This window comes from Novosphingobium sp. HNCC26BN242, assembly GCF_057180525.1.
This window is the reverse complement of record NZ_JBXUGM010000001.1, coordinates 1,566,647-1,591,544: the sequence shown is the minus strand read 5'-3', so window position 1 is coordinate 1,591,544 and position 24,898 is coordinate 1,566,647. Positions and strand designations below refer to the sequence as shown.

Here is a 24,898-nt window from a genome sequence, read left to right as displayed (position 1 = left end):
CCTTCGGTGGCCTTCGGCTCAGAGGAGAGGGTTGGGAGTGGGGGCGTCCGAACGCAAACCCCAAAAGTCCCGTCGCCCCGTGCTCGACACGGGGCTTGGCTTTTCCCCCGCCACGCCTCCCCCCGTCACCGTCACCCCGGGCTTGACCCGGGGTCCAGCTACCGCCGCCAAAGCCGCGCCAGAAGAAAAGCGGGACCCCGGGTCAAGCCCGGGGTGACGGCAAGTTCTGGGTGTGAGGTTGAGAGGATTGGACGGCTGCAAATGGGTGGATAGTTGAATGTCCGCTTGCGATGTAAGTCGGCGATGAAGCTGACTATGCCAAGAGCCATTGCCATGCTGTATTGTTGATGCAATACACTTCGGACAATAAGGGAAACGCGTATGCGACAGGCGGTTCGGGTGTTACTGGTTTTCTTGGCCGCCGTGGCAATGCCATTCGCCGCCATCGCCTCTCCCCCACCCGTCATGACCAGTCTGCCAACAGGTTCGCGTATCGCCTCGTGGGCCCTCCCTGCGACCTCGGGTACCAAACATCAGACTCCGGTCATTTTTCTTCACGGAGGACCAGGGCTCTACACCGAGGACCGGCGGCTAGAGGAAGGCAGCATTCTGCGTGATCTGGGCTTTTCGACCATTTATTTCGACCAGGCCGGGGGTGGTCGCTCCGATCGGTTGCCGGTTGCGGAATACTCGCTTGCGCGTGCGGTCGCTGATTTGGAAGCCTTGCGCGCCGCGCTGGGCCACGAGCGCATGATACTCTGGGGCAATTCTTACGGAGCCGCCCTGGCCACGTTGTATGCGCAGCAGTATCCGGACCGCGTTGCCGCGCTGATCTTGACGGCTCCCGGCATGTTCCCGGGCCTTGATGGCAAGCGCAACTATAGCGTCACCGCGCGTGACAAGGTCGAATACAGCCCTGCGATAACCGACGCGATCAATCGCATCGACCGGTCTCCCGCAAAGGCCGAAACGCAGCTTTCCCAAGCGGAGGCCGGTAAACTGTTCGATCAGATTGTCGGCGATGAATTGCTGAACGGCGTTGTCTGCAAGGGTGCGTCGGTCCGTCCACCGCCTCTGCCTGGCGGCGGCAATCTTTATGCGCAACGTGCCATTTCTCGCGATTTGAAGCGCGCCAAACTTCCGGCTGAAAGCGCCGTGCGCCCGCCGACGTTGATTATTCGCGGAACCTGCGATTTCATCCTAAGCAGCAGTGCCGAGCGTTACCGCGCCTTCTTCGGAGGCAAACTCATCACTGTTGAGGGCAGCGGGCACGGGCTTATAGAGCACCGCGAAACGGTCGACGCGGCGCTAAGCGCGTTTGCGGTCAACGAACTTGCAGCAATTCCTTAGCCAAGGAACTGATTTAGCGGCAGCTTCAAGGGTCAGAACGCTTGGCAGGGAACGACCTCCATGGGGTCGTGTCCAGAACGGCAGCTATTTTACAAAATCCCAGAAAAGCAGACGCAACCTGCCGATTCAAATCCCACCCCCAGCAAACCCCAACCCCAGCGACCCCATCAACGCCACCAGTTGCGCCTGCCGCCGCACCCCAGTCTTTGCGAACACCGCGCGCAGTTGCACTTTGGCCGTATTGTGCGCGATGCCGAGCCGCTGCGCGGCTTCCACCAACGACAGCCCCTCGCCCAGCACCGCGGCCAGCCGCGCTTCGGCCATCGTCAGGCCCAGCAGGTCGCGCAGGGATTGCGGGTCGGTGTGGGCTTCGGGGCCGGGGCGGGCGAGGAACAGGGCTAGCGCTCCGGCGCCGGCGTGAATCGCGCTCAGTTCCAGCGGGCGGGCGGTGACCACCACATCGCCCTTGCCCGGCCGCTCCACGCGGAAGCGGGTGAGGCCGCCGCCGGGGGCCAGATCCTTCCCCAGCAGATCGCCCAGCAGCTTCTGGTGCGCCGCATCGCTGAACGCCAGTTCCTCCCCGCGCCGCCGCAACCCTTCGGCCTCGCCCAGCAGCGTTTCGGCCAGCGCATTGCTGCTCACGATCCGGCGGTTGCGATCGAGCACCACCAGCGCGAGCCCCAGCCCTTGCGCGGTTGCGTGGAACATGCCGTGTTCCGCGCCTGCAAACTGCAGCTTTTCGAACAATGCCACCGCGATGCGCAGATGCGGGGCCAGCACCTGCAGCCGCGCGCGTTCTTCGCGCGTGAAATCGGGCAGCGAATTGTGGCGGCTCACGCGGAACCGCGCTTCCCAGCGGCCCTCAACTGCGCGCAAACCACCAAGCATTCCGGCACCGAAATGCAAATCCACGCCCAGCACCTGATCAAACCCGCTCTGCGCCATCGCCTGCCGGTATTCGGCAAAGGCGTTGTCGGGCAGCTCGGCCATGAACTCGGCATAAGATGTCACCGCGCCATCGGGCAGGCCCTGAAACGGGTCTGCGGCAAACAGCGTTTCGGTATAGGCAGCGTCGAATTCGGGGCTGCTGCCGGGCGTCAGAAACGTGGCGGGCTGGCGTTTGCCCGGCGCGGTGATGATCAGCGTGGCGAAGCTGGCTTCCATCCACCGCGCCAGCGCTTCCAGAAAGCGCCGCCACGGCTGATCCTCGCCCACCCCGGCATAAAGCCTGGCCAGCAGGTCTGAAAATTCAGGATCAATCGCGCCGCCCATGTGTGCAGCATAGGCGGGCGCGACCATATTTACTACGAAGCGCTTTGACCAAGTGGATTTATTCCGCTGCCTCCAATGCCACATCGGCGGCTTCCTGCGCCTCAAGCGCGCGGAAATGCGGGATAACCTTCTCGCCGATGTTGCGGATGGTTTCCATGATCACATCGTGCGGAATGCCGCCCATCTGGAAGATGAACAGGATCTCGTCCGCGCCCGCATCCTTCAGCCGGTGAACATACCGGATGCAATCATCGGGCGTGCCATAGGCATCCTGCGCAACGGTATAGTTCGAAAGATGCTCATCCCCCACCGGGATCGCCTCTTCGGAAAGGTAGGCGATGGTCGCCTCCTTGCCCTGCTCCAGCACCTTGGCGTGATCCTCGGCGGTCAGATTGTCGTCCACCGTCGGCTTCGGCCCGCCCTGATACCAATAGGCGATGGATTCGGCAAAGAAGCGCTGGCCGCGAAGGCCGATACGCCGCGCTTCATCGCGGTCTTCCAGCACGGTAGCAGCACACAGCGCGGCCAGATGCTCGGTCGGGCGGAAACCCACCTGGTCCTCGGCCTTGCGCGTGCGGAAAGCCTCGCGGTAGATCGCATTCTTCTTGGCAATCTCGTCCGGCCCGGAAAAGCCCAGCACCAGCGCGCCGATGCCCCGGCTGCCCGCCGCGATCAGCGTGTTTTCGCGCGTGCAGGCCATGTACATCGGCGGATGCGGGTCCTGCCAGGGCTTGGGATGGATCGGGCGTTTGGGGATCTTGATATAGGTGCCGTCATGCTCGATCTCGTCCTGCACCATGATCTTGGGGATCAGGTACATCGATTCATCGATCATCGGCTGCAACTCGTTCAGATCATAGCCGAATGTGCCCGCTTCCTGCTGCGTGCCACCCTTCCCCACGCCAAAATGCAGGCGGCCCTGGCTCAGGATATCCAGCGTCGCAATACGTTCGGCCACTTTCACCGGATGGTTCATCGCGGGCGGCAGGCACACCACGCCATGGCCGATGTGGATGCGGCTGGTCGCCCCAGCAATGAACGCCAGCACCGTTTCGGGCGCAGACATGTGCGCATACTGGCTCAGCGCGGTATGTTCGACGCACCAGATGCAGTCGAAGCCCATCTTTTCCGCATACTTGGCCTGCTCAACGATCTGCAGAAACACCGCGCGCTCATTTTCGCGGCTGGTATCCACCATTTGCGCTTCATAAATGATCGAGAATTTCATCGACTCTCTCCGGCGTTTCGCCCTGTTTCCGGGCGTTTGCTTGATGCTGCAGAGAGGCTATCGTGAACCGCACCTTCGTGCATAACCCGAACGGGCTAAATCAGGAGCCGCCGCCGTGCCGCATGATCTGGAAACACTGGCCGCGCGGCTGCAAGCGCTGGAAGACCGCGAGGCGGTGCGCGAGGTCATCGCCCGCTACGGCCCACTCGCAGATCGCGGCGATGCGCGGGCGCTGGCGGCGCTGTGGGAGGAGGATGGTACCTACGAAGTCACCGGCTTTGCCACTGCGCGCGGACGGGCGGAAATCGCGGCGCTGATCGATGCGCCCTACCACCGCGAACTGATGGCCGATGGCTGCGCGCATGTGCTTGGTCCCGTCTCCGTCACGCTGGAGGGGTACCGCGCCACCGCTGTTGGACATTCGGTGGTGCTGCGCCACCACGAGGGCACGTTCAGCGTGTTTCGCGTGAGTGCAAACCGTTGGACTTTGCGGCGCGATGCGGATGATGGACAGTGGCGCGTGCAGCACCGCGCCAATGCGCTGCTTGATGGCGCTGAAGCGGCACGGGCGCTGCTATCGGTACCGGTCAGCGCGGCTTAGGTGCTTCTAGGTGCATCTAGGTGCACTTCAGGAATTGGCCATTATCCGCCCCGTGAAACCGGAATCAGCGCCCCGGAAATCGTTCTGCCAGAGGGACTTGCGAGGAACTGAATGACCTTGGCGAGCGAGGCTGGCTGCACCCATTGGGAAAAGTCTGCGTCCGGCATGTCGGCACGGTTCACCGGGGTATCGATGATGCTCGGCAGCACCGCGTTGATGGTGCAATCGGTGCCCGCCAGCTCGGCGGCGAGGCTCTCGGTCAGCTTGTGGACCGCCTGCTTCGACGCGGCATAGGCCCCCATCCCCGCCCCTGCATTAAGCGCCGATCCTGCGCCGATGTTGACGATGGCGGCACCCGGCGTGGCGCGCAAAGTGGGCAGCGCGGCCTTGGTCATCGTCACGCAAGTGGTTGCATTCAGCGCAAACATCTTGGCCCAAGTGGCGGGGCCGCCATCCTGGAGCGTTTCCCACACGAACCCGCCTGCGACGTTGACCAGCACATCGATCCCGCCCAGTTCCGCCTTCACGCACGCCACGGCAGCATCAGCCTGCGCCGCATCGGTCAGGTCCACGCCGCCCAGATCAAGCCCGCCGGGGTTTTCATCGGGCGCGGACGGAGCGAAATCGATGCGGGCCACGCGGTCCCCGCTGGTGCGGAACGCCTCGGCCACGGCCCGGCCCAGTACGCCAAAGCCACCGGTAACGATTACTGAACGCATTGAATCAAAACCTTTATCAGGGCCGCTGCGAATGGCGGATGCCGCCATCGACGACAATTTCCGTACCCGTAACATAGCTGGCTTCATCGGACAGCAGGAAGCGGATCACGGTGGCGATTTCTTCCGGGCGGCCAAAGCGGCCCAGGAAAATGCGCGGGCCGTAAAGCTGCTCCATCCCATCGCGCATTTCGCCCAGGATCGGCGTGTCGATCATGCCGGGGCTGAGCGCATTGATGCGCACGCCGTGCTGCGCCAGTTCATCGGCCATCGACCGGACGAGCGAGATGACCGCCCCCTTGGCGGCTGTGTAGATCGGGATCATGCCATTGCCAAACCACGCATTTATCGAGGCGATGCCCACGATGGCGCTGCCCGGATTGGCCTTCAGGTCCTCCATGAAAGCCTGCGTCAATTCGATCAGCGCGCGCACATGCAGCGCCATTCCGGCATCGAAGTTTTCAGGAGTCACCCCGCCGATCCCGGTCTGCACCGCCGTGCCCGCACCGTGGACGATTCCTCCGACAGAACCCAGCACCGCGCGGGTCTGCACCGCCGCCGGAGCAACACCTTGCGGATTGCGCAAGTCCACCGCAAGGCCCACAGCGCTGACGCCATAAGTGGCTGAAATATCAGCCGCGGCGGCCATTGCGCCCTCGGCGTTGATATCCCACAACGCCACCGGGCGGCCCACCGCCGCCAGCGCATGGGCGGCGGCAAGGCCGATGCCCGATGCTCCGCCGGTGATGACCACGCCAGTGTTCGGTGCGCCCAGCATTCCAACGTAAGAGTTCATGCAGCGGCCTTTTGTGGGTCATTCCCGGCAAGGCCCGCAAGACACACCGTATCAAAACCCAGCACATGCGCCACGCGGCCAAGGCCGACCCATGCGGCGGTACAGTGCGCCAGATCGACGATTTCGGCATCGGTGAAAGCGGTGTTCATCCGCGCCCAGAAATCCTCGTCAACTGCCAACGCTTGCGGTTCGGTGCCAAAGCGTTCGGCAAATTCGATGGCGAGGCGTTCGCGGTCCGTGAACAGCGTGGCATCGCGCCAGTTCTCGATTGCGCCGTAATAGGCTTCGTCGGGCGCGGGACCGTTGGTGGTGACAAGGTTCTGGTTAGGATCGCCTGCCACGCTGTAAAGCACCGGGGCATCGCGTTCGGCGCGGAAATCCTTGCACACCATGCAGCCGTTGATCTGCGCGGTGCGCATCCGCGCGCCTTCGAATTCGCGCAGCGATAGCGCGCTTTCGCGATAGACGGCGGCGGCAAAGGCGCTGCTCGCCGACACGATCGGCACCGCATAATTGCTGGCCGCAAAGCCGAACGGATTGCCCTGCTGGTCTTCAGGAATGGTAATGCGCGCCATTTTGGTCGCTCCTCTCCGGTTGTTGTTGTTTTGGCAGGATTACATACCCGGCGATCCGGGGAAACCCATGTAGTATGTGCCCACGGTCATCCCGCCATCGACGACGATTTCGGTGCCATGGCAATAGGAAGATTCATCGCTGGCAAGGAAGGCCGAGGCGGCTGCCACTTCTTCCGGCCCGCCGATGCGCTGCATCGGCACGTTCGAATACTGCTTGTCGATTTCTGCACGCGGGGCGGCGGAATGATTGGACATCACGGTATCGACGCCGCCTGGGTGGACCGAATTGACGCGGATGCCCTTGTGGCCCAGTTCCATCGCGGCAACCTTGGTCAAACCGCGCACGCCCCATTTGGACGAGGCATAGGCGACCAGGCTGTTGGCGCCCTTCATCCCATCGACCGACGAGATGTTGACGATGGAGCCTTTGCCGCGCGCGATCATGCCGGGTGCAACTGCCTTGATGCCCAGGAATTCGCCGACGAGGTTGACGCCCAGCACGCGCTCATAATCGGCCTTGGTGGTTTCCAGAATGCTTTTGAACATCAGGATGCCGGCATTGTTGACCAGTGCATCGACCGGGCCAAGATCAGCTTCTGCCGCCGCAACAACGCGCGCCCAATCGTCCTCATTGGTGACGTCCAGCTTGTAGAAGCGAGCCGCATCGCCGAGTTCGGCAGCAAGCGCTGCGCCGTCTTCCTCAAGCACATCCGCGATAGCGACCTTTGCGCCCTCGGCCACGAACAGGCGCGATGTGGCCGCGCCCATGCCCCGCGCGCCGCCGGTGATGATTGCGACTTTGCCAGTCAGCTTGCCCATGTGTTCTCCCGTTCTTGTTTTGCGTCGGGGGATGGCTTGCCCACCCCGCTGCGACTAACTTCACTTCGTTCAGCAAGTCTCGCGGCCCTCCCGCTTGCGGGAGGGCGCTTCGAGGCTAGCCGGTGACTTCGATTTCAGGAGCCGGTGCCATGTCGGGCACGTTGTGTGTCCAGCCTGCTTCTTCGTAGCGATCAGCGATGCGCCAGCCTTCGGCGGTGCGGACGAGGCGGTCGCGATACCACAGGCCAATGAAGAACACCTGTTCTGCGCCGTCATCGGCGCGGTGGGTCATCGGATTGAACAGGATCGTGCGGCTGCGCGCCTCGTCCCCTGCAATGTCCAGCTTGGTCGTGGCGACCATGTGCTGGAACATCGGGAAGCGTTCGAGCGCGCCGGGCAGCCATGCCTTGATTTCCGGGTATGCGCCCTTGGCCCCGCCGGTTTCGGTATAATCGATCTGCGCATCGGGTGTGAAGATGGCGTCCAGCGCGTTCCAGTCTCGCTCATCGATGGCGAAACTATAGCGCGCGAAGAGATCCTGAATCTCCAGACGGTCGGATATTTCCTGAAGGCTTAGCATAGGCCTCTCCCCAGAAGGCCGACGCTGTTGTCGCGCCGGTCCTTCTCAATGTGCAATCTCAGGCGACTTTTTTGTCTTGCCGCTTATCAAGCGTGACGTGCAAGCCGTTGACGCGGCCCTGAATTTCGGGGGCCTGGTCGCGTGGGTTGAAGAACTGGCGGTACCACAGGCGGACTTTGGCATAAGGGCCGTCATTCGGGATCGCCAGTGGATTGATGCTGGCGCGCTTGTTTGCCCAGATTTCCACGTCCTGCGCAAAGGCGAGGCGGCTGCCTTCCTGATAGGCCAGCGCCATTTCGCGGTCAGCCGCAGTCGTCTCGCGGCTGCCATCGTGAACCTTGACCATCAGCGCATGCCACGAACGGGTGACGCCATCTTCGATGGGGGTGTTCGAGATCATTATAAAGCTGTCAAACGCGCCTGCCATTTCCGATTGCAGGAAGCCGGGGCCTTCGTACCAGGTATCGAGCACTAGCGCGTCTTCCGGGTTGGCGGTGAGCGTGCGGTGGCCTGCGCTGTAATACTGGTGGAGGTGCGGGCCGATGAATTCATTGGCGAAATACTGCCAGTCGGTCGCCCCGTGGATCGGGATGAAGTGGCCGAAATCGGCCATGTTATCGACGATTTCGATGCCGTGGCTGTTCAGATCGCCCATGAAGTCGATCTTCCATTCCACCCAGCCCGGTTCACCATAATGGCCGCCGAAGTTGGGCAGTTCGACATCGGGCTCAAGACCTTCAGGATCGTGCCACATCCAGATAATCCCGGCGCGCTCGATCACCGGGTAGGTGCCCAGCTTCGCCGCCTTGGGGATGAAATCCGAATAGGGAATGTGATTGCATGCGCCATCGGGACCATAGCGCCAGCCGTGGAACGGGCAGCGGATCGATTCCCCTTCAACATGCTCGCCATCGCGCACGATGTAGGACGTGGAATTCTTGGCCAGATGCGCGCCCATGTGCGGGCAATAGGCATCGACCACATAGGGCGTGCCACTTTCGCCGCGATAGATCACCAGATCCTTGCCGAAGTAGCGGATGGGCGCGGGCGTGCGCGAGGCATCGGCGGCCGCGCCGATCATGAACCAGCCACGCGGGAAATCGAACTCGCCCAGACCATAGTCCTTGGTGGTCGCCATCTGCATCACTCCTGTAGACTTCGCCGTATTGAATCACTCTATCGGCGCATTTGACGGGTGTTTATCCGAAAAATACGCGATTTGCGAATTTTTTCGGCATCCGCGAATTTACGACTGATACTCTTCCCACGCCAGCGAGGCTTCGGCGCTATCCAGATCGACCGCGCCGACAATGCCAAGCGCGGCGCGCGCTTCGGCCAGTGGCAGATGGAATACATCTTCGTACTTCGCCATGAAATAGGGGCCGGACTGCTCGCCCACGTCCATGCCGCAGCGGATGGCACGCAGGGCGGTGGGGAAAGATTGCGGGTAATGCAGCCCGGTGCGCGATATCAGCCGCAGTGCGCCGAGCAGCTGGCCCGGATGGATCAGGCCCATCAGTTCGGCATCGAGGAAGCGCGGCAGATTGCTGAGGCGTCCGAAATAGGGGACCAGTTCGCCGATGATGTTGAACCCGCCGCCGCAGACGATGTGTTCCAGATCATGCGTCTGGCCGCTGCGCAGCGAGAAGTATTCGAACTGGTTGCGCGGTTCGAAACGCGGCACGATGTCGATCTCGAACCCATTGTCGCGCAAGTAGCGGCCGAAGATGTAGCCGAGCGAGCCTTCGGGATTGGCCAGCAGTTCGTCGACGGTGAAGTTGGAAGAGAACCCTTCTGAGAACCAGCGGTCCAGTTCGGGCCAGCGGGCGCGTTCCTGTGTGAACAGCGCTTCGATGCGGGGTATGTCGAACAGGCTGCCGAGCACGCCGTAAAGCTCGTGCGCATCGAGCGTGGTGGGCGAATCCTTGCCGCTCTTGCGCAGGAAGGCCGTGGCCAGCCAATCGCGCAGGGCGGGGCTGTTCAGATAGCGCGAATTGCTGACGAGGACGCTGCTTTGCGTGGCAATCGGCTTTGCCCCGCGCGCGAGATAGGGGAGATCGTCGGCCATTGTTTATCCCTCGGAAGTTTCGAGCAGCGCTGCGGGGACCGAGACCGGGATTTCCAGCAGGTGTTGCGCCATGCTCTTGGCGGCGGCATCGAAGCGGGGGGAGAGGTTGATGCCCCCGCCCTGCGCATCATGCGCGACGAAGTTTATCGCGTGGATGCCGGGGACGTCGAACGCTTCGACGCGGGCGCTGGCGGGATCGTCGAACAGGTGGCGGTACCAGTCGGTCACCACGGCTTCGGTCAGGCTGGCGCGGATGTAAGGCAGGAAGGCCGGATTGCGGGCGATGACGGCGGTGTTGAACAGGCGGCCCTTGTCGCCACTGCGCGCCCAGGCAAGGCGGATCAGCGGGACTTCTGTTAGGTCTTGCGCCGGGTCAGACTTGGGCAACGGGTGATGTGGGAGCGCTGCGGGATCGAAGCCGGGGTGGACGGAATCGGTGAAGTCCAGCGCTTGCCCATCGAGGTGGATTTGCGGCTTCACACGGCTTCGCGCGATCAAGCCGAAGACCATGCCGGTGAGCGGAAAGGCACGCGGGGCAGCGACTATGGGGGCGATGGAAGTGCCCTGCGCCATGTTCATGATCGCGGTGGTCTGTTCGCGGCCGAACAGGAGGCAGGGTGCGGCCTCGGCATGGTCGACGACGATCTTGAGCAGCACTTCGCGCGAGGCGAGCGTGCGGGCGCGGGGGCCGTAGGCGGTTTCGGTGCCGATGACTTCGACATAGATGTTGCGGAACGGGGGCTTGCCCTGTTGCTGGAGCATCGTGGCCACGCGTTCAAGCAAGGCATCGGCGGTGCGTTCCGCCTTGGCCACGGCATCGATCCCGGTGATCGGGATCAGCGCGACCGAGCGCCAGCCATCGTCGTAAGTGCCGCACAGTTTCAGCGTTTCGGGCGCGGGGTGGCCTTTTGCGCCGCTCACCAGCACCCGGTTGGGGCCGACCTGCTCCAGCGTGATGCCGGTGAAATCGCAGGTGACATCGGGCACCATGTAGGCGCGCGGATCGCTGACTTCGTAGAGCAGCTGTTCGGCTATCGTGCCGACCGACACGAGGCCGCCGGTGCCTTCGGGCTTGGTGATGACCATCGAGCCATCGGCGCGGCATTCGCCGACAGGGAAGCCGATGTTCGCCCAGTCGGGCACGTCTTGCCAATCGGTGAAGGTGCCGCCGGTAGCCTGTGCGCCGCATTCGAGCAGGTGGCCTGCCACGGTGCCTGCGGCGAGCAGATCGAGATCGTCCGCTCCCCAGCCGAATTCGTGGATCAGGGGGCCGAGGATCAGCGCGGAATCGACCACACGCCCGGTGATCACCACATCGGCACCGGCATCCAATGCGCGGGCGATGGGGAATGCGCCGAGGTAGGCATGGAGGCCGATGTCTCCTGCAGGCAGGTCAGCGCCGCTGTACATGTCGGTCAGCCCCTCTGCGCGCAATTGCGGCACGAGGTGTTCGACGTCATCGCCCGTGACGGTGGCAACGCGCAAGGTCAGGCCCGCCTCAGTGGCGCGCTGGCGGATCAGGGTGGCGAGGCCTTCGGGGTTCATGCCGCCTGCGTTGGCGATCACGCGGATGTTCCGCGCTTTCAATTCGGCCAAGTAGGGGCCGATGTGGATGTCGACGAAATCTGGCAGGAAGCCCGAGGCGGGGTTGGCCTGCTTCATCCGGCGGAAAATGCCCATCGCCCCCTCGCCCAGATAATCGAAGGCGAGGTAATTCAGATCGGGCACGGTGAGCAGGCCGGGGACCGCAATCGCGCTGTCGTTCAGCGCGCCACTGGCCCCGCCGATGCGGACGACTTTATCAGGTTCAGACATTGGCACCTGTAAGATCACGCGCGGCGATATAGCCGAAGGTCATGGCAGGCCCGATGGTGACGCCCGCGCCGGGATAGCTTTCGCCCATTGATGACGCCGCATTATTGCCCACGGCGTAGAGGCCGGGGATGGGCTGGCCGTCATCGTTTACCACTTGCGCGCGGGCATTGGTAAGCAGACCGCCGTTGGTGCCGATGTCGCCGGGGTAGATCGGCATGGCGTAGAACGGCCCTTCGGTCAGCGGGCGCAGGCAGGGGTTGGGCTGGTGGCGGTAATCGCCGTACATCTTGTCATAAGCCGCTTCGCCGCGGTGGAATTCGGGGTCTTCGCCCTTGGCCGCGCCTTCGTTGAAACGGGCGACTTGTGCTTCCAATGTGGCGGGATCGACGCCCATGTCCTTGGCAAGGTCAGCGATGGTGCGGCCCTTTTTCATGATGGTCTTCACCGCGCCCGCCTGAAGCCAATCAGGCACCATCGGCAGCAGTGGCCCCATCGGGAACTGCTGGCGATAGCGGTTGTCGAACACCATCCAGCTGGGCGAGGCATCGCGGTGCTCGCGTTCGCGCATCGCCATCTGCTGGCCGACGATGTGATAGGACGCGGCCTCGTTCAGGTAACGCTTGCCCTTCTGGTTGACCATGATGCAGCCGGGCAGCGCGCGTTCGATCGTGCAGAGCCGCCCGCGATCTTCGCCGGGAACGTAGAACACCGGCGCGGCCCAGGCCGACTGCATGTTCATGGTGCCAGCGCCGATGGCCTTGCCGGCGCGGATCGAATCGCCGGTGTTGCTGGTGACGCCGCCCGAGAGGTAGGCCTTGCTGTAAAGCGGGGCATTGTCTTCGCGCATCTGCTGGTTCTTGTCGAACCCGCCAGCGGCCAGCACCACGCCCTTGCGCGTGCGGATGCGGAACGGCTTGCCGTCCTTTTCCACCACGATGCCAACAACCTTGCCGCCTTCGGTGACGATCTGCTGCATCGGCGTTTTCAGCCACAGCGGCACGCCTGCTTCCTTCAGCGACACGCGCAAGCCGCCGGTGAGCGCATTGCCCAGCGTCAGGCGGCGGTCCTTTTGCGAGGTGAAGCGCAGCGGCCAATCGAACCAGTATTTCGCCAGATTGCGCATCAGACCCGTCATCCAGCCCGGCCCGCGATAGAGCAGCTGGTAGGTTTCAGCGAATGTCCAGTTGAGATAGCCGAACAGGCTGGCCGCAGGCGATGGTAGGCGCTGGCTTTTCAGATCTTCGCCCAGCAGCGTGCCATCAAGCATTTCGGGCAGGTGCGTGCGGTATCCTGTGACCGAGCCGCCCGGGTTTTCCGCATGGTAATCAGGATACGGCTGCGAGGTATAGACCACGGGCGTGTTGGCGGTGACCCAGCGCAGCATGATCGCGGCGTTATCGACAAAGGCGCGGATATTGGCATCGGGCACGTTGTCGGCCGACAGCGCGCGGACATAGGTGAAGGCATCGTCCAGATTGTCTTCAAATCCCGCAGCCTTGGCCTGATCGCTGCCGGGAATCCAGATGCCGCCGCCCGAGGTGGCGCTGGTACCGCCCCACAGCTTGTCCTTTTCGACGATCAAGACCTCTGCATGGTTCTTTGCCGCCACCAGCGCAGACAGCATCCCGCCCGCGCCCGATCCGACGACGACGATGTCGACTTCTTTATTCCAGCTCATTAGCCTGTGATCCTGCCCATCAGCGCCCGCTTGCGAGCCCTGCTCCCATGGTTTGACGCAAAGGTCCGCGAATGTGACGGCGATGTCAACACCTTGCGTAGAAAATCAAAGCTTAGCTTACGTAAAACTGCAATTTTGGCGCACAACTCTGGTCAAGCGCGTGTGCCTAGGCACGATGTGAGAGGCGGGGCGACAAACTGACGATGCCAGCTGCCCAATCTCTTCGCAAGAGTCGCAGGCAATCTGCATAGACCCTTGATTATCGTATTTCGATGGCGCATTGATTACGCAATAGTCAGGTTAATGACGCGTCAGGGAAGTGCATGCGCGATGTAGCACGCCCAACGGTGTCATCAGCCTCGCCCTTTACCAGAAAGACCGCACCCGTGTCATCCAACCTCTATCCGCACCTGCTTTCGCCCGGCCGCATCGGCACGATGGAACTGAAAAACCGCATTGCCGTGACGGCGATGGGCGTCAGCCTTTCGGAAGACGATGGCACGGTGGGCGAGCGCATCATGGCCTATCACGAGGAGCAGGCCAAAGGCGGCGCGGCGCTGATCATTTCGGGCGTGGCCGGGGTGGCATGGCCGGTGGGCGCGGTGGCGATGCAGCAGACCGCGATTTCGGACGACCGCTTTATCCCCGCGTTGAAGGCCATGACCGATCGGGTTCATGCCCATGGCGCAAAGATTGCCGCGCAATTGCACCACGGCGGGTTTGTGGCCGGATATAGCCACGCGCGCTGGGGTCATCCGCTGTGGGGGCCTGCCGTGCCGCCAGCGCCGAAGGGCAATTTCACCGATTACTTCCTGATGGAAGAACTGGCCAAGCTTTCGGGCATGAAAGCGCCCGAGCTGAAAATTCTGGAAAAAGAAGATATTGCAGTTGCAGTGCGCCAGTTTGCCGATGGGGCGCGGCGCGCGAAGGAGGCCGGGTTTGATGGCGTGGAGATCCACGGCGGGCATGGCTACCTGCTGTCATCGTTCACATCACCCTATACCAACAACCGCACCGACGAATATGGCGGCAGCCGCGAGAACCGGCTGCGGCTGACGCTGGAAGTGATTGCCGCGATCCGGGCCGAAGTGGGCCGCGACTATCCGGTGTGGATCAAGATCGATTCGCGCGAAGTGGGCAAGGCGGGCGGCATCACCATCGAAGATGCGATTGCCAACGCCAAGATGGTGGAGGCCGCAGGCGTCGATGCGATCACCATCACATCGTACCACGATACCAGCGTGGGCAAGCTCCATTCGGAATCGAACATCCCGCACCGCGAGGATTGGAACCTTCCGGCCACCGCCGAAATCCGCAAGGCGGTGAGCATTCCGGTGATCGGATCGGGCCGGATCGAAGTGGCCACGGCCGACAGCACCATTGGCAAAGGCGAGGCCGATTTCATCGCGATGGGCCGCAAGCTGCTGGCCGACCCGCACCTGCCGCGCAAGCTGACCGAGGGGCAGACCGAGAAGGTGCGCCCATGCGTCTATTGCTACACCTGCGTTTCGGCCATCTACATGGGTGAGCCGACGCGTTGCGCCGTCAATGCCGGGCTGGGGCTGGAGTTTGAAGGCGAACCGGCGGCGGCTGGGGCAAATCCGAAGCACGTGGCGGTAATCGGCGGAGGCCCCGGCGGCATGGAATCGGCGCGCCGCTTGGCCGCATTGGGCCACAAGGTGACGCTGATCGAAAAGTCTGACCGGCTGGGCGGTACGTTGCGGTTTGCCAGCCTTGCCTATGAACCCAATGAGCGCATTCTGGAATGGCTGCGGCGCGAGGTGAAGGAAGCAGGCATCGATGTGCGGCTATCAACCGTCGCCACGCCCGATCTGCTGCGTTCGCTGGGTGTGGACAATGTGATTGTGGCTACCGGGGCCACGCGCGGGATGCCGCCGATTGCAGGCGGTGAGCAGGACCACGTCTATTCGGGCGATGACATGCGCCGGATGATGCTGGGCGAAAGCTCTGACGAATTGAAACGCAAGACCGGGCTGTTCACGCGCCTTGCCACGAAGGTCGGCGCGGCCACAGGTGCAACGGCGAACCTGGCGCTGGTGCGCAAGGCAACCCATGCGTGGATGCCGCTGGCCGATACGATCACGATCATAGGCGGCGAACTGGTGGGGCTGGAACTGGCTGAATTCCTGTGTGAGCGGGGCCGCACGGTGAACGTGATCGAAGAAGCGCCGCGGCTGGGCAAAGGCCTCACGCTGGTGCGCCGGATGCGGCTGTTGGCAGAACTGGCAGAACACGGCGTGGGCCTGCATGGCGGCGTGAGCGACATCGCCATCGGCACAGACAGCGTGAGCTTTACCGACAAGACCGGGGCGCGCCAGACCGTGCCCGGGGGCAATGTGATCGTGGCCAAGGGGGCGGAAGGTGATCTGTCGCTGGCCGATGCCTTGCGCGAAATAGGGCGCGAGGCGGGCTTTGCTGTGCAGGCCATCGGTGATGCTACGGGCGTTGGCTATATCGAAGGAGCGATGCGCGGGGCGCGTGAGGCTGTTCGCGCGGTGGCCTGAAACTTTAGGGCTCGCAGGCCCACCCCCAACCCCTCCCGCATGCGGGAGGGGGGTAAGGCGCATGGCCCCTCCCGCTTGGGGAGGGGAGCGAGACTTATTGAACGAAGTGAAATTAGTCGCAGCGGGGTGGGCTTTCGACCTGAGCGAGGTGGAATGACCTTAGCCTTGTCAGCCTCGTCTCATTCTCCGTTCGTATCGAGCGAAGTCGAGACACCACGCACATGGGTCTCGACTTCGCTCGCCACGAACGGGAGTCGATGTGAAGTCTTCCCGCCCAAGGCTTAAAGGCGGGAGCATACCCCCGCCCTGCCCCGTTTCTAGCGATTACAGGAAGTAATCGGCGTTCTCGCCGCCCATCAGCACATTGGCATAATTGCGCGCAAAGCCGGTGGGGTTGTTGGCCACGTGCGCGCGGGACATGCGCACATCGTGCCACAGATCCTGAAACTCGCTGCCAAGATAAACCGAGCGGCCGCCAGCTACATCCATCAGCAGGTCCATCGCTTCGATGCAGCGATCCGAAACAAGGCTGGCCTGATAGCGATAGCGCACGCGCTCTTCGATGGTGGGCTTCCAGCCTGCGGCTTCCATTGCGTTGAAATTGCTGACCATCACGGTCAGGCATTCTTCGGCAAGGTTTGAAGCGCGCGCGATGCGATCCAGCACGTCAGGATCGGTCGCGTTCTTGCTCATGTCGGTTGACGAAAGGCCGACGCGGTCTTTGAACAGTGCCAGCGCATGGCGCACCGCACCGATGGCGGCGGTATTGACCACGCGGATGAAGGTTTGCGCCCAGGGCAGGTCATAGATCGGGTCGGTCTGGTGGTGGACGCCGTTGAAGCCATCAATCTGCCGATGCGTGCGATGTTCGGGCACGAATACCGGTTCATCGATCACGATATCATTGGAACCGGTGCCCTGCAGGCCCATGGTGTACCACGTATCCTCGATCCGGTAATCGGATGCGGGCACGAGGAACGTACGATAGCCATCGCCCGGAATGACCCCGCCCAGCAGCACCCAGTTGCAATGCAGGCATCCGCTGGACCAGCCCCAGCGGCCCGACAGCATGAAGCCGCCATCCACCGATTCGGCCTTGGCGCCGACGGGATTGTACGAGCTGGAAATCATCGCATCCGGTCCATCGGCATAGACTTCGGCTTGCGTCTTGGGGTCCATCAGCGCGATCTGGTAGTTGTGGACGGCCACAATGCCCAGCGCCCAGGCCGTGCTCATATCGCGTTCGGCAATGGCGATTTGATCGAGGAAGAAGTCCTGCGGCTTTCCGGCAAGCCCGCCATGATCGGCCGGGGTGAAGTGCCGGAAGAAACCATCGGCTGTCAGCCCTGCAACCACCTCATCAGCAACGCGCCGTGCCTTGCGACCAGCGGCGGCATGGCCTGAGATGAGTTCGAGAGTTCCTGCTGAAACCGTCATTGTTATCCTTCCCCTAGAAACTCTGCGTCGCAGATTCGATGCGTAGTCATACATGCTATGTCCTACGCATACATAGCCTGACATTCGGGATAGACCAAACTTTGCCTTGGTTCTACCGCGCAATTTGCCATATTGCCCCAAAGTGCATTGCAGCTTCGGCGCAAGCTTTGGGAAGCTGATGCGCAAGGCACGGTTGCCACCGCCAAACCCGTTGATCAGGCCATGCATTGAATATGCGGGAAGAGATTCGCCAATATCGAAAGTGTTATGGCTTTTTAATTGACGATTTGCGTATCGGTTGCCATTGTAAATTACGAATGCAGCGCACAGCGGCGGATATTGAGTCGGCGCGGCGCTGAGGGAACTGGGAGACGGGGTTATGGCCAGCGCAGTGGCGATATCGCATGTGGATGCAATTCCATCGGGGCAGGAGCTTGTTGCGCGCGCCCGTGCCATGATCCCGACCTTGCGCAAACGTGCGCAGGCCTGTGTGACGGGGCGTGATGTTCCGGCAGAATCGATTGCCGAAATGCACGAAGCCGGGTTCTTCCGCATCCTTCAGCCACAGCGCTGGGGTGGCTATGAAATGCACCCCAACGTGTTTTACGATGTGCAGAAGGCACTGGCTGAAGGCTGCATGTCCACCGGCTGGATGTATGGCGTGGTCGGTTGCCATCCTTATGAAATCGCGCTGTTCCATGAAGAAGCGCAGGCCGAAGTGTGGGGAGATGATACCTCCACGCTGGTGTCGTCATCCTATCAGCCGGTGGGCAAGGTAACGCCGATCGAAGGCGGATTCCGCTTGTCGGGCCGCTGGGGCTTTTCCACCGGATCGGTGCATTGCCAGTGGGTTGTGCTGGGCGCGCTGGTGCCGCCTTCTGAACCGGGCGGTGCGCCGGATATGCGCGCCTTCTTGCTGCCGCGCGCAGATTACGAAATTGATACCGACTGCTGGCACGTGTTTGGCCTGCAGGGCACGGGCAGCCATGATGTGATCGTGGACGATGTGTTCGTGCCCGAACACCGCACGCACCGTTCGGTCGATGGCTTTTTGTGCAACAATCCGGGGCAGGAAACCAACACCGGGCCGCTCTACACGCTGCCATGGGCGCAAGTGTTCATGCGCTCGGTTTCAACCGCAGCGTTTGGCGGCGCACGTGCGGCGATCAGCGCTGCGCGCGAAATTGCTGCAAGCCGCGTTTCGACCAACACCGGCAAGGCATCGAAGGACGATCCGTTCCTGATGGCCGCCATCGCGCGCGCTCATGCCGAAGTCAGCGAGATGGAAATGACGCTGCGCGTGACCTTCGAAGACCTGATGGACCATGCCGAAAAGGGCGAGGCGATCCCGATGGAAAAGCGCACGCTCTATGCCTATAATTCGGCCAGCGTGGTGCGCCGCATGGCCGATCTGGTGGACGATATGGTCAAGCTGCTGGGCGGTCGCGCGATCTACAATTCCAGCCCCATCCTCCAGCCCTGGCTCGATCTGCACGCAGGCCGCGCGCATGTGGCCAACGATCCGGCCAACCGCACCGGCGATGTCGTGGGCGCGCTGGGCGGGCAGGCGCCGGGCTTCACTTTCCTTTGACCGGAGCGCTGCTGATGGCCGATCTGAAGACCACCACACACCGCGTTGCCGGTGACTATGACATTGTGATTGCCGAGGCAGGCGACGCTGCGGCCCCGGCTGTCGTGTTCATCCACGGCAGCGGCCCGGGCGCATCGGGCGCGTCCAATTTCCGGTTGAATATCGATGCTTTTGTGGACGCCGGATACCGCGTGATCCTGCCCGATCTGATCGGCTATGGCGCATCGTCAAAGCCCGAAGGCCTTGATTATACGCTGCAACTGTTCACCGACACGCTGTACGAAGCGCTGATCGCCCACGGCATCACCAGCGCCAGTCTGGTCGGCAATTCGCTGGGCGGCGGCATTGCCCTGCTGATGACGCTGGATCACCCGGAGTTCACCCGCAACCTTGTGCTGATGGCCGCAGGCTGCGTCGCTGAGCGCGAGAGCTATTTCGTGATGCCGGGAATTGCCAAGATGGTATCTAACTTCGGCAGCCCGGATTTCGATCTGGCCGAACAGAAGCGGCTCGTCTCCAACCTCGTCCACCCGGACTTTGCACCGAACATTTCGGACGAACTGGTGGCTGAACGCTTTGCCGTGGCGCGCACGCAGCCCAAGGACGTGATCATGCGCATGCGCACGCCCGACCTTTCGCCGCGCCTGCCCGAGATCACGCAGCCGATCTTCGTGCTGTGGGGCCTGAATGACGAGTTCTGCCCCGAAGCGCACTCCCGCTTGTTCCTCGACCACTGCCCCGATGTGCGCGCGATAACCTTTGGCCGCACCGGCCATTGGGTGCAGGTTGAACGCGCCGCCGAATTCAACGCCTATGCCATCGAGTTCCTCAATGCCCGCCGATAAGATTCAGACATTTGGCGCCGCGCTTTATGACGCGTTGCGCAGCCGCAAGACCATCGCCCCGCTGATCGAGCAGGACGCATCGCTGACGCTCGATGATGCCTATGCGATCAACCTCGATTTCCTGTCGCGCCGCGTGGCCGATGGCGAAAAGGTGGTCGGCAAGAAGATCGGCGTGACCAGCAAGGCCGTGCAGGACATGCTGGGCGTCCACCAGCCAGACTTCGGCTTCCTGACCGACTGGATGCACGTGGATGGCGATATCGATATTGACGCCAAGGCTTTGATTGCACCCCGCGCCGAGGCGGAAATTGCGTTCATCCTCAAAGCCCCGCTCAACGGTCCCGGTGTGACCGCCGCCGATGTGCTGGCCGCGACCGAGAGCATCGCGCCGTGCTTTGAAATCGTCGACAGCCGGATTGACGACTGGAAGATCAAGATCGTCGATACCGTGTCGGACAATGCCAGTTGCGGGGTCTATGTGATCGGCGCGGAACGGCTTGATCCTGCGGGCCTCGATCTGCCGAACCTGCATGTGGCCGTGACCAAGAACGGCGCGCCCCTGTCCGAAGGCTATGGCCATGCGGTCCAGGGTGATCCGGCGCAGGCCGTGGCGTGGCTGGCCAATACGCTGGGCGCTTATGGCGTCACGCTCGATGCGGGCGACGTGATCCTGTCGGGCAGTCTCGTCCCCCTCGCCCCTGCGGTGAAGGGCGATCGTTTCGAAATGACCTTGAGCAATGCAGACGGGCCGCTGGGCACCTGCGTTGCAAACTTCGTGTAAGGATACCTCAATGGCGCGTATCAAGGCCGCAATCATCGGATCGGGCAATATCGGCACCGACCTGATGATGAAGATGATCAAGTATCCGCAGAACATGGACCTCGCCATCGTGGTCGGCATCGACGAGAAGTCCGAAGGCCTCGCCATGGCGCGCGAACACGGAATCGCCACCACGCATGAAGGGCTGGAGGGCTTGCAAAAGCACCCGCTTTACAAGGACATCGGCATCGCCTTCGATGCGACCAGTGCTTATGCCCATAAAGTGCATGACGAAGCCCTGCGCGCCGATGGCATTCAGGTTGTGGATCTGACACCCGCCGCGCTGGGGCCGTTCACCGTGCCGACTGTCAACGGCGAAGCGCACCTTGATGCGCCAAACGTCAACATGGTGACATGCGGCGGTCAGGCTACGATCCCGATGGTGGCCGCCGTCAGCCGCGTGGGCAAAGTCCATTATGCCGAAATCGTGGCGTCCGTCTCCTCGCGCTCGGCCGGGCCGGGCACGCGCGCCAATATCGACGAGTTCACCCGCACCACCGCCCGCGCCATAGAGGAAGTGGGCGGCGCAACGCGCGGCAAGGCGATCATCATCCTCAACCCCGCCGAACCGCCGATGATCATGCGCGACACCGTGTTCACCCTGTCCGAAGGAGCGGATGAAGACGCGATCCGTCAGTCCGTGAAGGACATGGTGGCCGAAGTGCAGAAGTATGTGCCTGGATACCGTCTGAAGCAGGAAGTGCAGTTCGAACGCTATGGCGACAACAACAAGCTGAAGATCCCGGGCCAGGGCGAATTCAGCGGCGTCAAATCGATGATCATGCTCGAAGTCGAAGGCGCGGGCGATTACCTGCCCAGCTACTCCGGCAATCTCGACATCATGACCGCAGCCGCCAAAGCCACCGGCGAACTGCTGGCCGCGCGCCGTATGGCTGCTGCTGCGGCTGCTTGAAGGACACCAAATCCATGACCTCCACCTTCAACGTCGAAGCCGGCGACAAGCTCTATATTCAGGACGTAACCCTGCGCGATGGCATGCATGCCATTCGCCATATGTACGGCATCGATCAGGTCAAGGCGATTGCGTCTGCCATCGACAAGGCCGGTGTTGACGCCATCGAAGTGGCGCACGGCGATGGCCTCTCGGGCGCCAGCTTCAACTACGGTTTTGGCGCACACACCGATTGGGAATGGCTTGAAGCGGTTGCCGAAGTGCTGACCACGTGCGTGCTGACCACGCTGATCCTGCCGGGCGTCGGCACGGTGGAAGAACTCAAGCGCGCCTATGATATCGGTGTGCGCTCGGTCCGTGTGGCCACGCACTGCACCGAGGCTGACGTGTCGAAGCAGCACATCGGCATCGCGCGGGATCTGGGAATGGACGTTTCAGGCTTCCTGATGATGAGCCACATGATCGAGCCGGAACTGCTCGCCAAGCAGGCTGTGCTGATGGAAAGCTACGGCGCGCAGTGCGTCTATGTGACCGACAGCGGCGGCGCGCTCGACATGGATGGCGTGCGCGCACGGTTCGAAGCCTATGACCGCGTGTTGAAGCCCGAAACGCAGCGCGGCATGCACGCGCATCACAACCTGTCGCTGGGCGTGGCCAATTCGATCGTTGCGGCCCAGTGCGGCGCGGTGCGCATCGACGCCAGCCTCACCGGCATGGGCGCGGGCGCAGGCAATGCGCCATTGGAAGTGTTCATCGCTGCAGCTGACCGTAAGGGCTGGAACCACGGCTGCGACGTGATGATGCTGATGGATGCCGCCGAAGATATTGTGCGCCCGATGCAGGACCGCCCGGTCCGCGTGGACCGCGAAACGCTCGCATTGGGCTACGCCGGGGTTTATTCCAGCTTCCTGCGCCATGCGGAAAGGGCATCAGAAACCTATGGCATCGACACGCGCGAGATCCTTGTCGAACTCGGCCGCCGCAAGATGGTGGGCGGGCAGGAGGACATGATCGTCGACGTGGCGCTCGACATTATCAAGCAACGCGAGGGCTGAGAGAAGGCCGCAGCGCACCAATGGCAGGGACAAAAGTCCCGCCTAACCGGAGAGAAACCATGATCCTGAAAGACAAAGTCATCATCATCACCGGTGCAGGCCCCGGCATGGGGCAGGCCGCCTGCCGCGGCGCGGCGCGTGAAGGTGCAAAAGTCGTCGTCACCGCCCGGTCAAAGCAGGCCATCGAAGATGTGGCGCACGAGATCGTGGCAAACGGCGGCGAGGCGATTGCCGTGCCGCTCGACGTGACCGACATGGACCTGTGCAAGGCCGCCGCACAAGCCGCCGTGGACAAGTGGGGCCGTATCGATGGACTGGTGAACTCGGCCTATTACCACCCCGATTGGGGTCCGCTGATCGAACATGATATCAGCCAAGTGCTGCAGGCGTTCGATGTCGGCGCAGCGGGCGCGTTGCGTATGGCAATGGCGGTGTACCCGACGATGAAGGCGCAAGGCGCTGGCTCCATCGTCAACATCTCCACGCTCTGCACGCGCAAGCCGATGCCCGGTGAAGGCGGCTATGGCATGGCCAAGGGCGCGCTGAACCATATGACGCGCCACCTTGCCGTGGAATTTGGCGGCAGTGGCATTCGCGTGAACACCGCGCTGATGGGCTGGATGATGGGCGCGCCATTGGAAGGCTTCATCAAGGGCCTAGGCGATGGCGCTGATGCTTTCCGCACGCAGCGCGCCAGCGAAATTCCGGTCGGCCACATCCCGCCCGATGCCGATTGCGCCAAGGCCGTATACTTCCTGCTGTCGGACTATGCCTCGGAAATTACCGGCGCGATGCTCGATGTAAACGGCGGCGACTGGGTCGCGGCTTAAGGGAGCCTGTCATGCTGCTCGAATGGATGAAAACGCACCCAACGCTGGCCGATGATCCGGTATCGGGGCTTGACCCCGATGCCATCACTGTGAGCGATACGGTGGAGATCGCCGCCCCTGCCCGCGTGGTGTGGCAGGTCTTGACCGACATGCCGCGCTATAATGAATGGAATCCGTTCTGCGTGAAGGCGGAATCCACGCTCGAAATGGGCGCGGCGGTCAACATGAAGCTGATGAACTATGCGGTGCCGGGCAGCATCGTGCCTAATTGCGAATACATCTGCGCCAATGATCCCGAACGGCTGCTGTCATGGGAAATGGTCCACAGCGATTTCTGGCCCTACCCCGCGCGCCGCGATCAGGTGATCGAGGCGACGGGGCCGGAATCGTGCCGCTATTTCAGCACTGATGCGTTTCTGGGCGCAAACGGCATCCACGTGTTCCGCTTTGCAGGGCCGTGGGTAAAGCGCGCGTTCGATGATTCCGCGCGTGCCCTGAAAGCCCGTGCCGAAGAACTTTACGCACAAGAGAAGAAAGCCTGATCCGCCATGCCGCTTACCCTGCAACAACTGTCCGACATCGAGGAAATCAAGGTGCTCAAGCACCGTTATTTCCGGGGCATCGATACCGGCGATCAGGCGCTGCTGGCCGATATCTTCGTCGAGAACGTTTCGTGCGTTTATAATGGCGGGACCTACAAGGTCTCGCTCAAGGGGCGCGCGGCGATGCTCGAATTCCTCGCCAATTCATTCCATTCGGGCGCGGCGGCGATGCATATCGGGATCATGCCCGAAGTCCACATTACCGGCGACAACACCGCCACCGGCATCTGGTATCTGCAGGACGTGTTCATCGATCTGGAAAAGGACGATCACACCTTCGGCACCGCGATCTATACCGATACCTATCGCCGCGAAGGCGGGGTGTGGAAGATCGAAAGCACCTATTACGACCGGGTGATCGAAGTGCTGACCAAGTTCAGCCAGATGGGCGGGCGGCTATCGGTCCAGCGCCTTGCCACCACCGGCCGCAAGCCGGAAGAACGCACCGATATCAGCCATTTGATCCACTGGGACGAATAGGGTTCAGGCGGGAGTTTCCTCCAGCTCGGCAATTTCGAACGCGAAGCTCTTCCACCCGCGCTGGCGAGCCGCGTCAGCGGCGGGAGCGCGTCTGCTTTTGGCCTCGGCCAAAGACCGCGCATGGCCCCAGAACACCTCGGTCTTGTCGTTTTCCAGCACGGCTACGATGCGCCAGTAATGGGTGAAGGCATCGGCAGTGGGGCCGATGGTCTTCACATAGCCATCGGGCATCCGTGCTGTGAGGTAGCGTTTCTTGCGGGCCATGTGCGTGAGTCATTGCGCAGCGGTGGCTGGGGTGCAAG

24 protein-coding genes are annotated in these 24,898 nt (G+C 62.3%); 11 read left to right on the top strand and 13 right to left on the bottom strand.

The features are described 5' to 3' along the window. Positions 1–465 precede the first annotated feature (465 nt). On the top strand, positions 466–1,350 hold the full coding sequence (locus tag AC2A1F_RS07320) for an alpha/beta fold hydrolase (protein WP_484208078.1): 885 nt from the start codon (positions 466–468) through the stop codon (positions 1,348–1,350). A 126-nt stretch (positions 1,351–1,476) separates the two neighbouring features. Here the strand turns inward: AC2A1F_RS07320 and AC2A1F_RS07315 are convergent, their stop codons facing one another. Further along, entirely contained in the window at positions 1,477–2,649 is a 1,173-nt protein-coding gene (locus tag AC2A1F_RS07315) for a helix-turn-helix transcriptional regulator (RefSeq protein WP_484208077.1), read from the bottom strand. Positions 2,650–2,680: 31 nt separating this feature from the next. Beyond that, positions 2,681–3,850 carry an LLM class flavin-dependent oxidoreductase gene (locus AC2A1F_RS07310; protein WP_484208076.1) on the bottom strand — a complete coding sequence of 390 codons (1,170 nt, stop codon included), beginning with the start codon at positions 3,848–3,850 and terminating at the stop codon, positions 2,681–2,683. 115 nt (positions 3,851–3,965) lie between these two features. On the opposite strand from AC2A1F_RS07310, the gene AC2A1F_RS07305 reads away from it, so the two are divergent. Beyond that, positions 3,966–4,451, top strand: a complete 486-nt coding sequence (locus AC2A1F_RS07305) for a nuclear transport factor 2 family protein (protein WP_484208075.1) — start codon at positions 3,966–3,968, stop codon at positions 4,449–4,451. Positions 4,452–4,492: 41 nt separating this feature from the next. On the opposite strand, the gene AC2A1F_RS07300 is transcribed toward AC2A1F_RS07305, so the two are convergent. The 9 genes from AC2A1F_RS07300 to AC2A1F_RS07260 all read right to left on the bottom strand — a co-directional run bounded on the left by AC2A1F_RS07300 (position 4,493) and on the right by AC2A1F_RS07260 (position 13,498). Beyond that, positions 4,493–5,170, bottom strand: a complete 678-nt coding sequence (locus AC2A1F_RS07300) for an SDR family NAD(P)-dependent oxidoreductase (RefSeq protein WP_484208074.1) — start codon at positions 5,168–5,170, stop codon at positions 4,493–4,495. 16 nt (positions 5,171–5,186) lie between these two features. Further along, a complete protein-coding gene (locus AC2A1F_RS07295) occupies positions 5,187–5,963 on the bottom strand; it encodes an SDR family NAD(P)-dependent oxidoreductase (protein WP_484208073.1) in 777 nt (258 codons plus the stop codon). Then, positions 5,960–6,538, bottom strand: a complete 579-nt coding sequence (locus AC2A1F_RS07290; protein ID WP_484208072.1) for a carboxymuconolactone decarboxylase family protein — start codon at positions 6,536–6,538, stop codon at positions 5,960–5,962. The genes AC2A1F_RS07295 and AC2A1F_RS07290 overlap by 4 nt, the downstream gene beginning before the upstream one ends. Before the next feature lie 39 nt (positions 6,539–6,577). Then, positions 6,578–7,357 (bottom strand): SDR family NAD(P)-dependent oxidoreductase, encoded by a 780-nt coding sequence (locus tag AC2A1F_RS07285; RefSeq protein WP_484208071.1) that lies wholly within the window; start codon positions 7,355–7,357, stop codon positions 6,578–6,580. Between the two features lie 115 nt (positions 7,358–7,472). Then, the gene (locus AC2A1F_RS07280; RefSeq protein ID WP_484208070.1) at positions 7,473–7,937 is read right to left on the bottom strand and encodes a nuclear transport factor 2 family protein; all 465 of its coding nucleotides are present in this window, start codon (positions 7,935–7,937) and stop codon (positions 7,473–7,475) included. A 58-nt stretch (positions 7,938–7,995) separates the two neighbouring features. Continuing rightward, positions 7,996–9,075, bottom strand: a complete 1,080-nt coding sequence (locus AC2A1F_RS07275) for a 3-ketosteroid-9-alpha-monooxygenase, oxygenase component (RefSeq protein ID WP_484208069.1) — start codon at positions 9,073–9,075, stop codon at positions 7,996–7,998. A gap of 108 nt (positions 9,076–9,183) precedes the next feature. Continuing rightward, the gene (locus AC2A1F_RS07270) at positions 9,184–10,005 is read right to left on the bottom strand and encodes a Coq4 family protein (RefSeq protein ID WP_484208068.1); all 822 of its coding nucleotides are present in this window, start codon (positions 10,003–10,005) and stop codon (positions 9,184–9,186) included. 3 nt (positions 10,006–10,008) lie between these two features. Beyond that, positions 10,009–11,820, bottom strand: coding sequence for an acyclic terpene utilization AtuA family protein (locus AC2A1F_RS07265; RefSeq protein WP_484208067.1), 1,812 nt, complete (start codon positions 11,818–11,820; stop codon positions 10,009–10,011). Continuing rightward, the gene (locus tag AC2A1F_RS07260; RefSeq protein WP_484208066.1) at positions 11,813–13,498 is read right to left on the bottom strand and encodes an FAD-dependent oxidoreductase; all 1,686 of its coding nucleotides are present in this window, start codon (positions 13,496–13,498) and stop codon (positions 11,813–11,815) included. Before AC2A1F_RS07260 ends, AC2A1F_RS07265 begins: the two co-directional genes overlap by 8 nt. Positions 13,499–13,821: 323 nt before the next feature. Between AC2A1F_RS07260 and AC2A1F_RS07255 the strand changes: the two genes are divergently transcribed. Beyond that, positions 13,822–16,023, top strand: coding sequence for an oxidoreductase (locus AC2A1F_RS07255; RefSeq protein WP_484208065.1), 2,202 nt, complete (start codon positions 13,822–13,824; stop codon positions 16,021–16,023). Positions 16,024–16,347: 324 nt separating this feature from the next. Here the strand turns inward: AC2A1F_RS07255 and AC2A1F_RS07250 are convergent, their stop codons facing one another. Then, the gene (locus tag AC2A1F_RS07250; RefSeq protein WP_484208064.1) at positions 16,348–17,460 is read right to left on the bottom strand and encodes an acyl-CoA dehydrogenase family protein; all 1,113 of its coding nucleotides are present in this window, start codon (positions 17,458–17,460) and stop codon (positions 16,348–16,350) included. 379 nt (positions 17,461–17,839) lie between these two features. On the opposite strand from AC2A1F_RS07250, the gene AC2A1F_RS07245 reads away from it, so the two are divergent. The 8 genes from AC2A1F_RS07245 to AC2A1F_RS07210 are packed head-to-tail and all read left to right on the top strand — an operon-like array spanning position 17,840 to position 24,596. Further along, positions 17,840–19,051, top strand: a complete 1,212-nt coding sequence (locus AC2A1F_RS07245) for an acyl-CoA dehydrogenase family protein (RefSeq protein WP_484208063.1) — start codon at positions 17,840–17,842, stop codon at positions 19,049–19,051. 14 nt (positions 19,052–19,065) lie between these two features. Next, entirely contained in the window at positions 19,066–19,896 is an 831-nt protein-coding gene (locus AC2A1F_RS07240; protein ID WP_484208062.1) for an alpha/beta fold hydrolase, read from the top strand. Further along, positions 19,883–20,677, top strand: coding sequence for a fumarylacetoacetate hydrolase family protein (locus tag AC2A1F_RS07235; RefSeq protein WP_484208061.1), 795 nt, complete (start codon positions 19,883–19,885; stop codon positions 20,675–20,677). The genes AC2A1F_RS07240 and AC2A1F_RS07235 overlap by 14 nt, the downstream gene beginning before the upstream one ends. A gap of 10 nt (positions 20,678–20,687) precedes the next feature. Then, positions 20,688–21,629 carry an acetaldehyde dehydrogenase (acetylating) gene (locus tag AC2A1F_RS07230; RefSeq protein WP_484208060.1) on the top strand — a complete coding sequence of 314 codons (942 nt, stop codon included), beginning with the start codon at positions 20,688–20,690 and terminating at the stop codon, positions 21,627–21,629. 14 nt (positions 21,630–21,643) lie between these two features. Continuing rightward, the gene (dmpG, locus tag AC2A1F_RS07225; protein ID WP_484208059.1) at positions 21,644–22,684 is read left to right on the top strand and encodes a 4-hydroxy-2-oxovalerate aldolase; all 1,041 of its coding nucleotides are present in this window, start codon (positions 21,644–21,646) and stop codon (positions 22,682–22,684) included. A gap of 59 nt (positions 22,685–22,743) precedes the next feature. After that, on the top strand, positions 22,744–23,514 hold the full coding sequence (locus tag AC2A1F_RS07220; protein ID WP_484208058.1) for an SDR family oxidoreductase: 771 nt from the start codon (positions 22,744–22,746) through the stop codon (positions 23,512–23,514). A gap of 11 nt (positions 23,515–23,525) precedes the next feature. Further along, positions 23,526–24,056, top strand: a complete 531-nt coding sequence (locus AC2A1F_RS07215) for an SRPBCC domain-containing protein (RefSeq protein ID WP_484208057.1) — start codon at positions 23,526–23,528, stop codon at positions 24,054–24,056. A gap of 6 nt (positions 24,057–24,062) precedes the next feature. Beyond that, complete coding sequence (locus AC2A1F_RS07210) at positions 24,063–24,596, top strand: nuclear transport factor 2 family protein (RefSeq protein ID WP_484208056.1); 534 nt, start codon at positions 24,063–24,065, stop codon at positions 24,594–24,596. A 3-nt stretch (positions 24,597–24,599) separates the two neighbouring features. Here AC2A1F_RS07210 and AC2A1F_RS07205 read toward each other — a convergent pair whose 3' ends face one another. Then, on the bottom strand, positions 24,600–24,860 hold the full coding sequence (locus AC2A1F_RS07205; protein ID WP_484208055.1) for a hypothetical protein: 261 nt from the start codon (positions 24,858–24,860) through the stop codon (positions 24,600–24,602). Between the last annotated feature and the right edge of the window lie 38 nt (positions 24,861–24,898).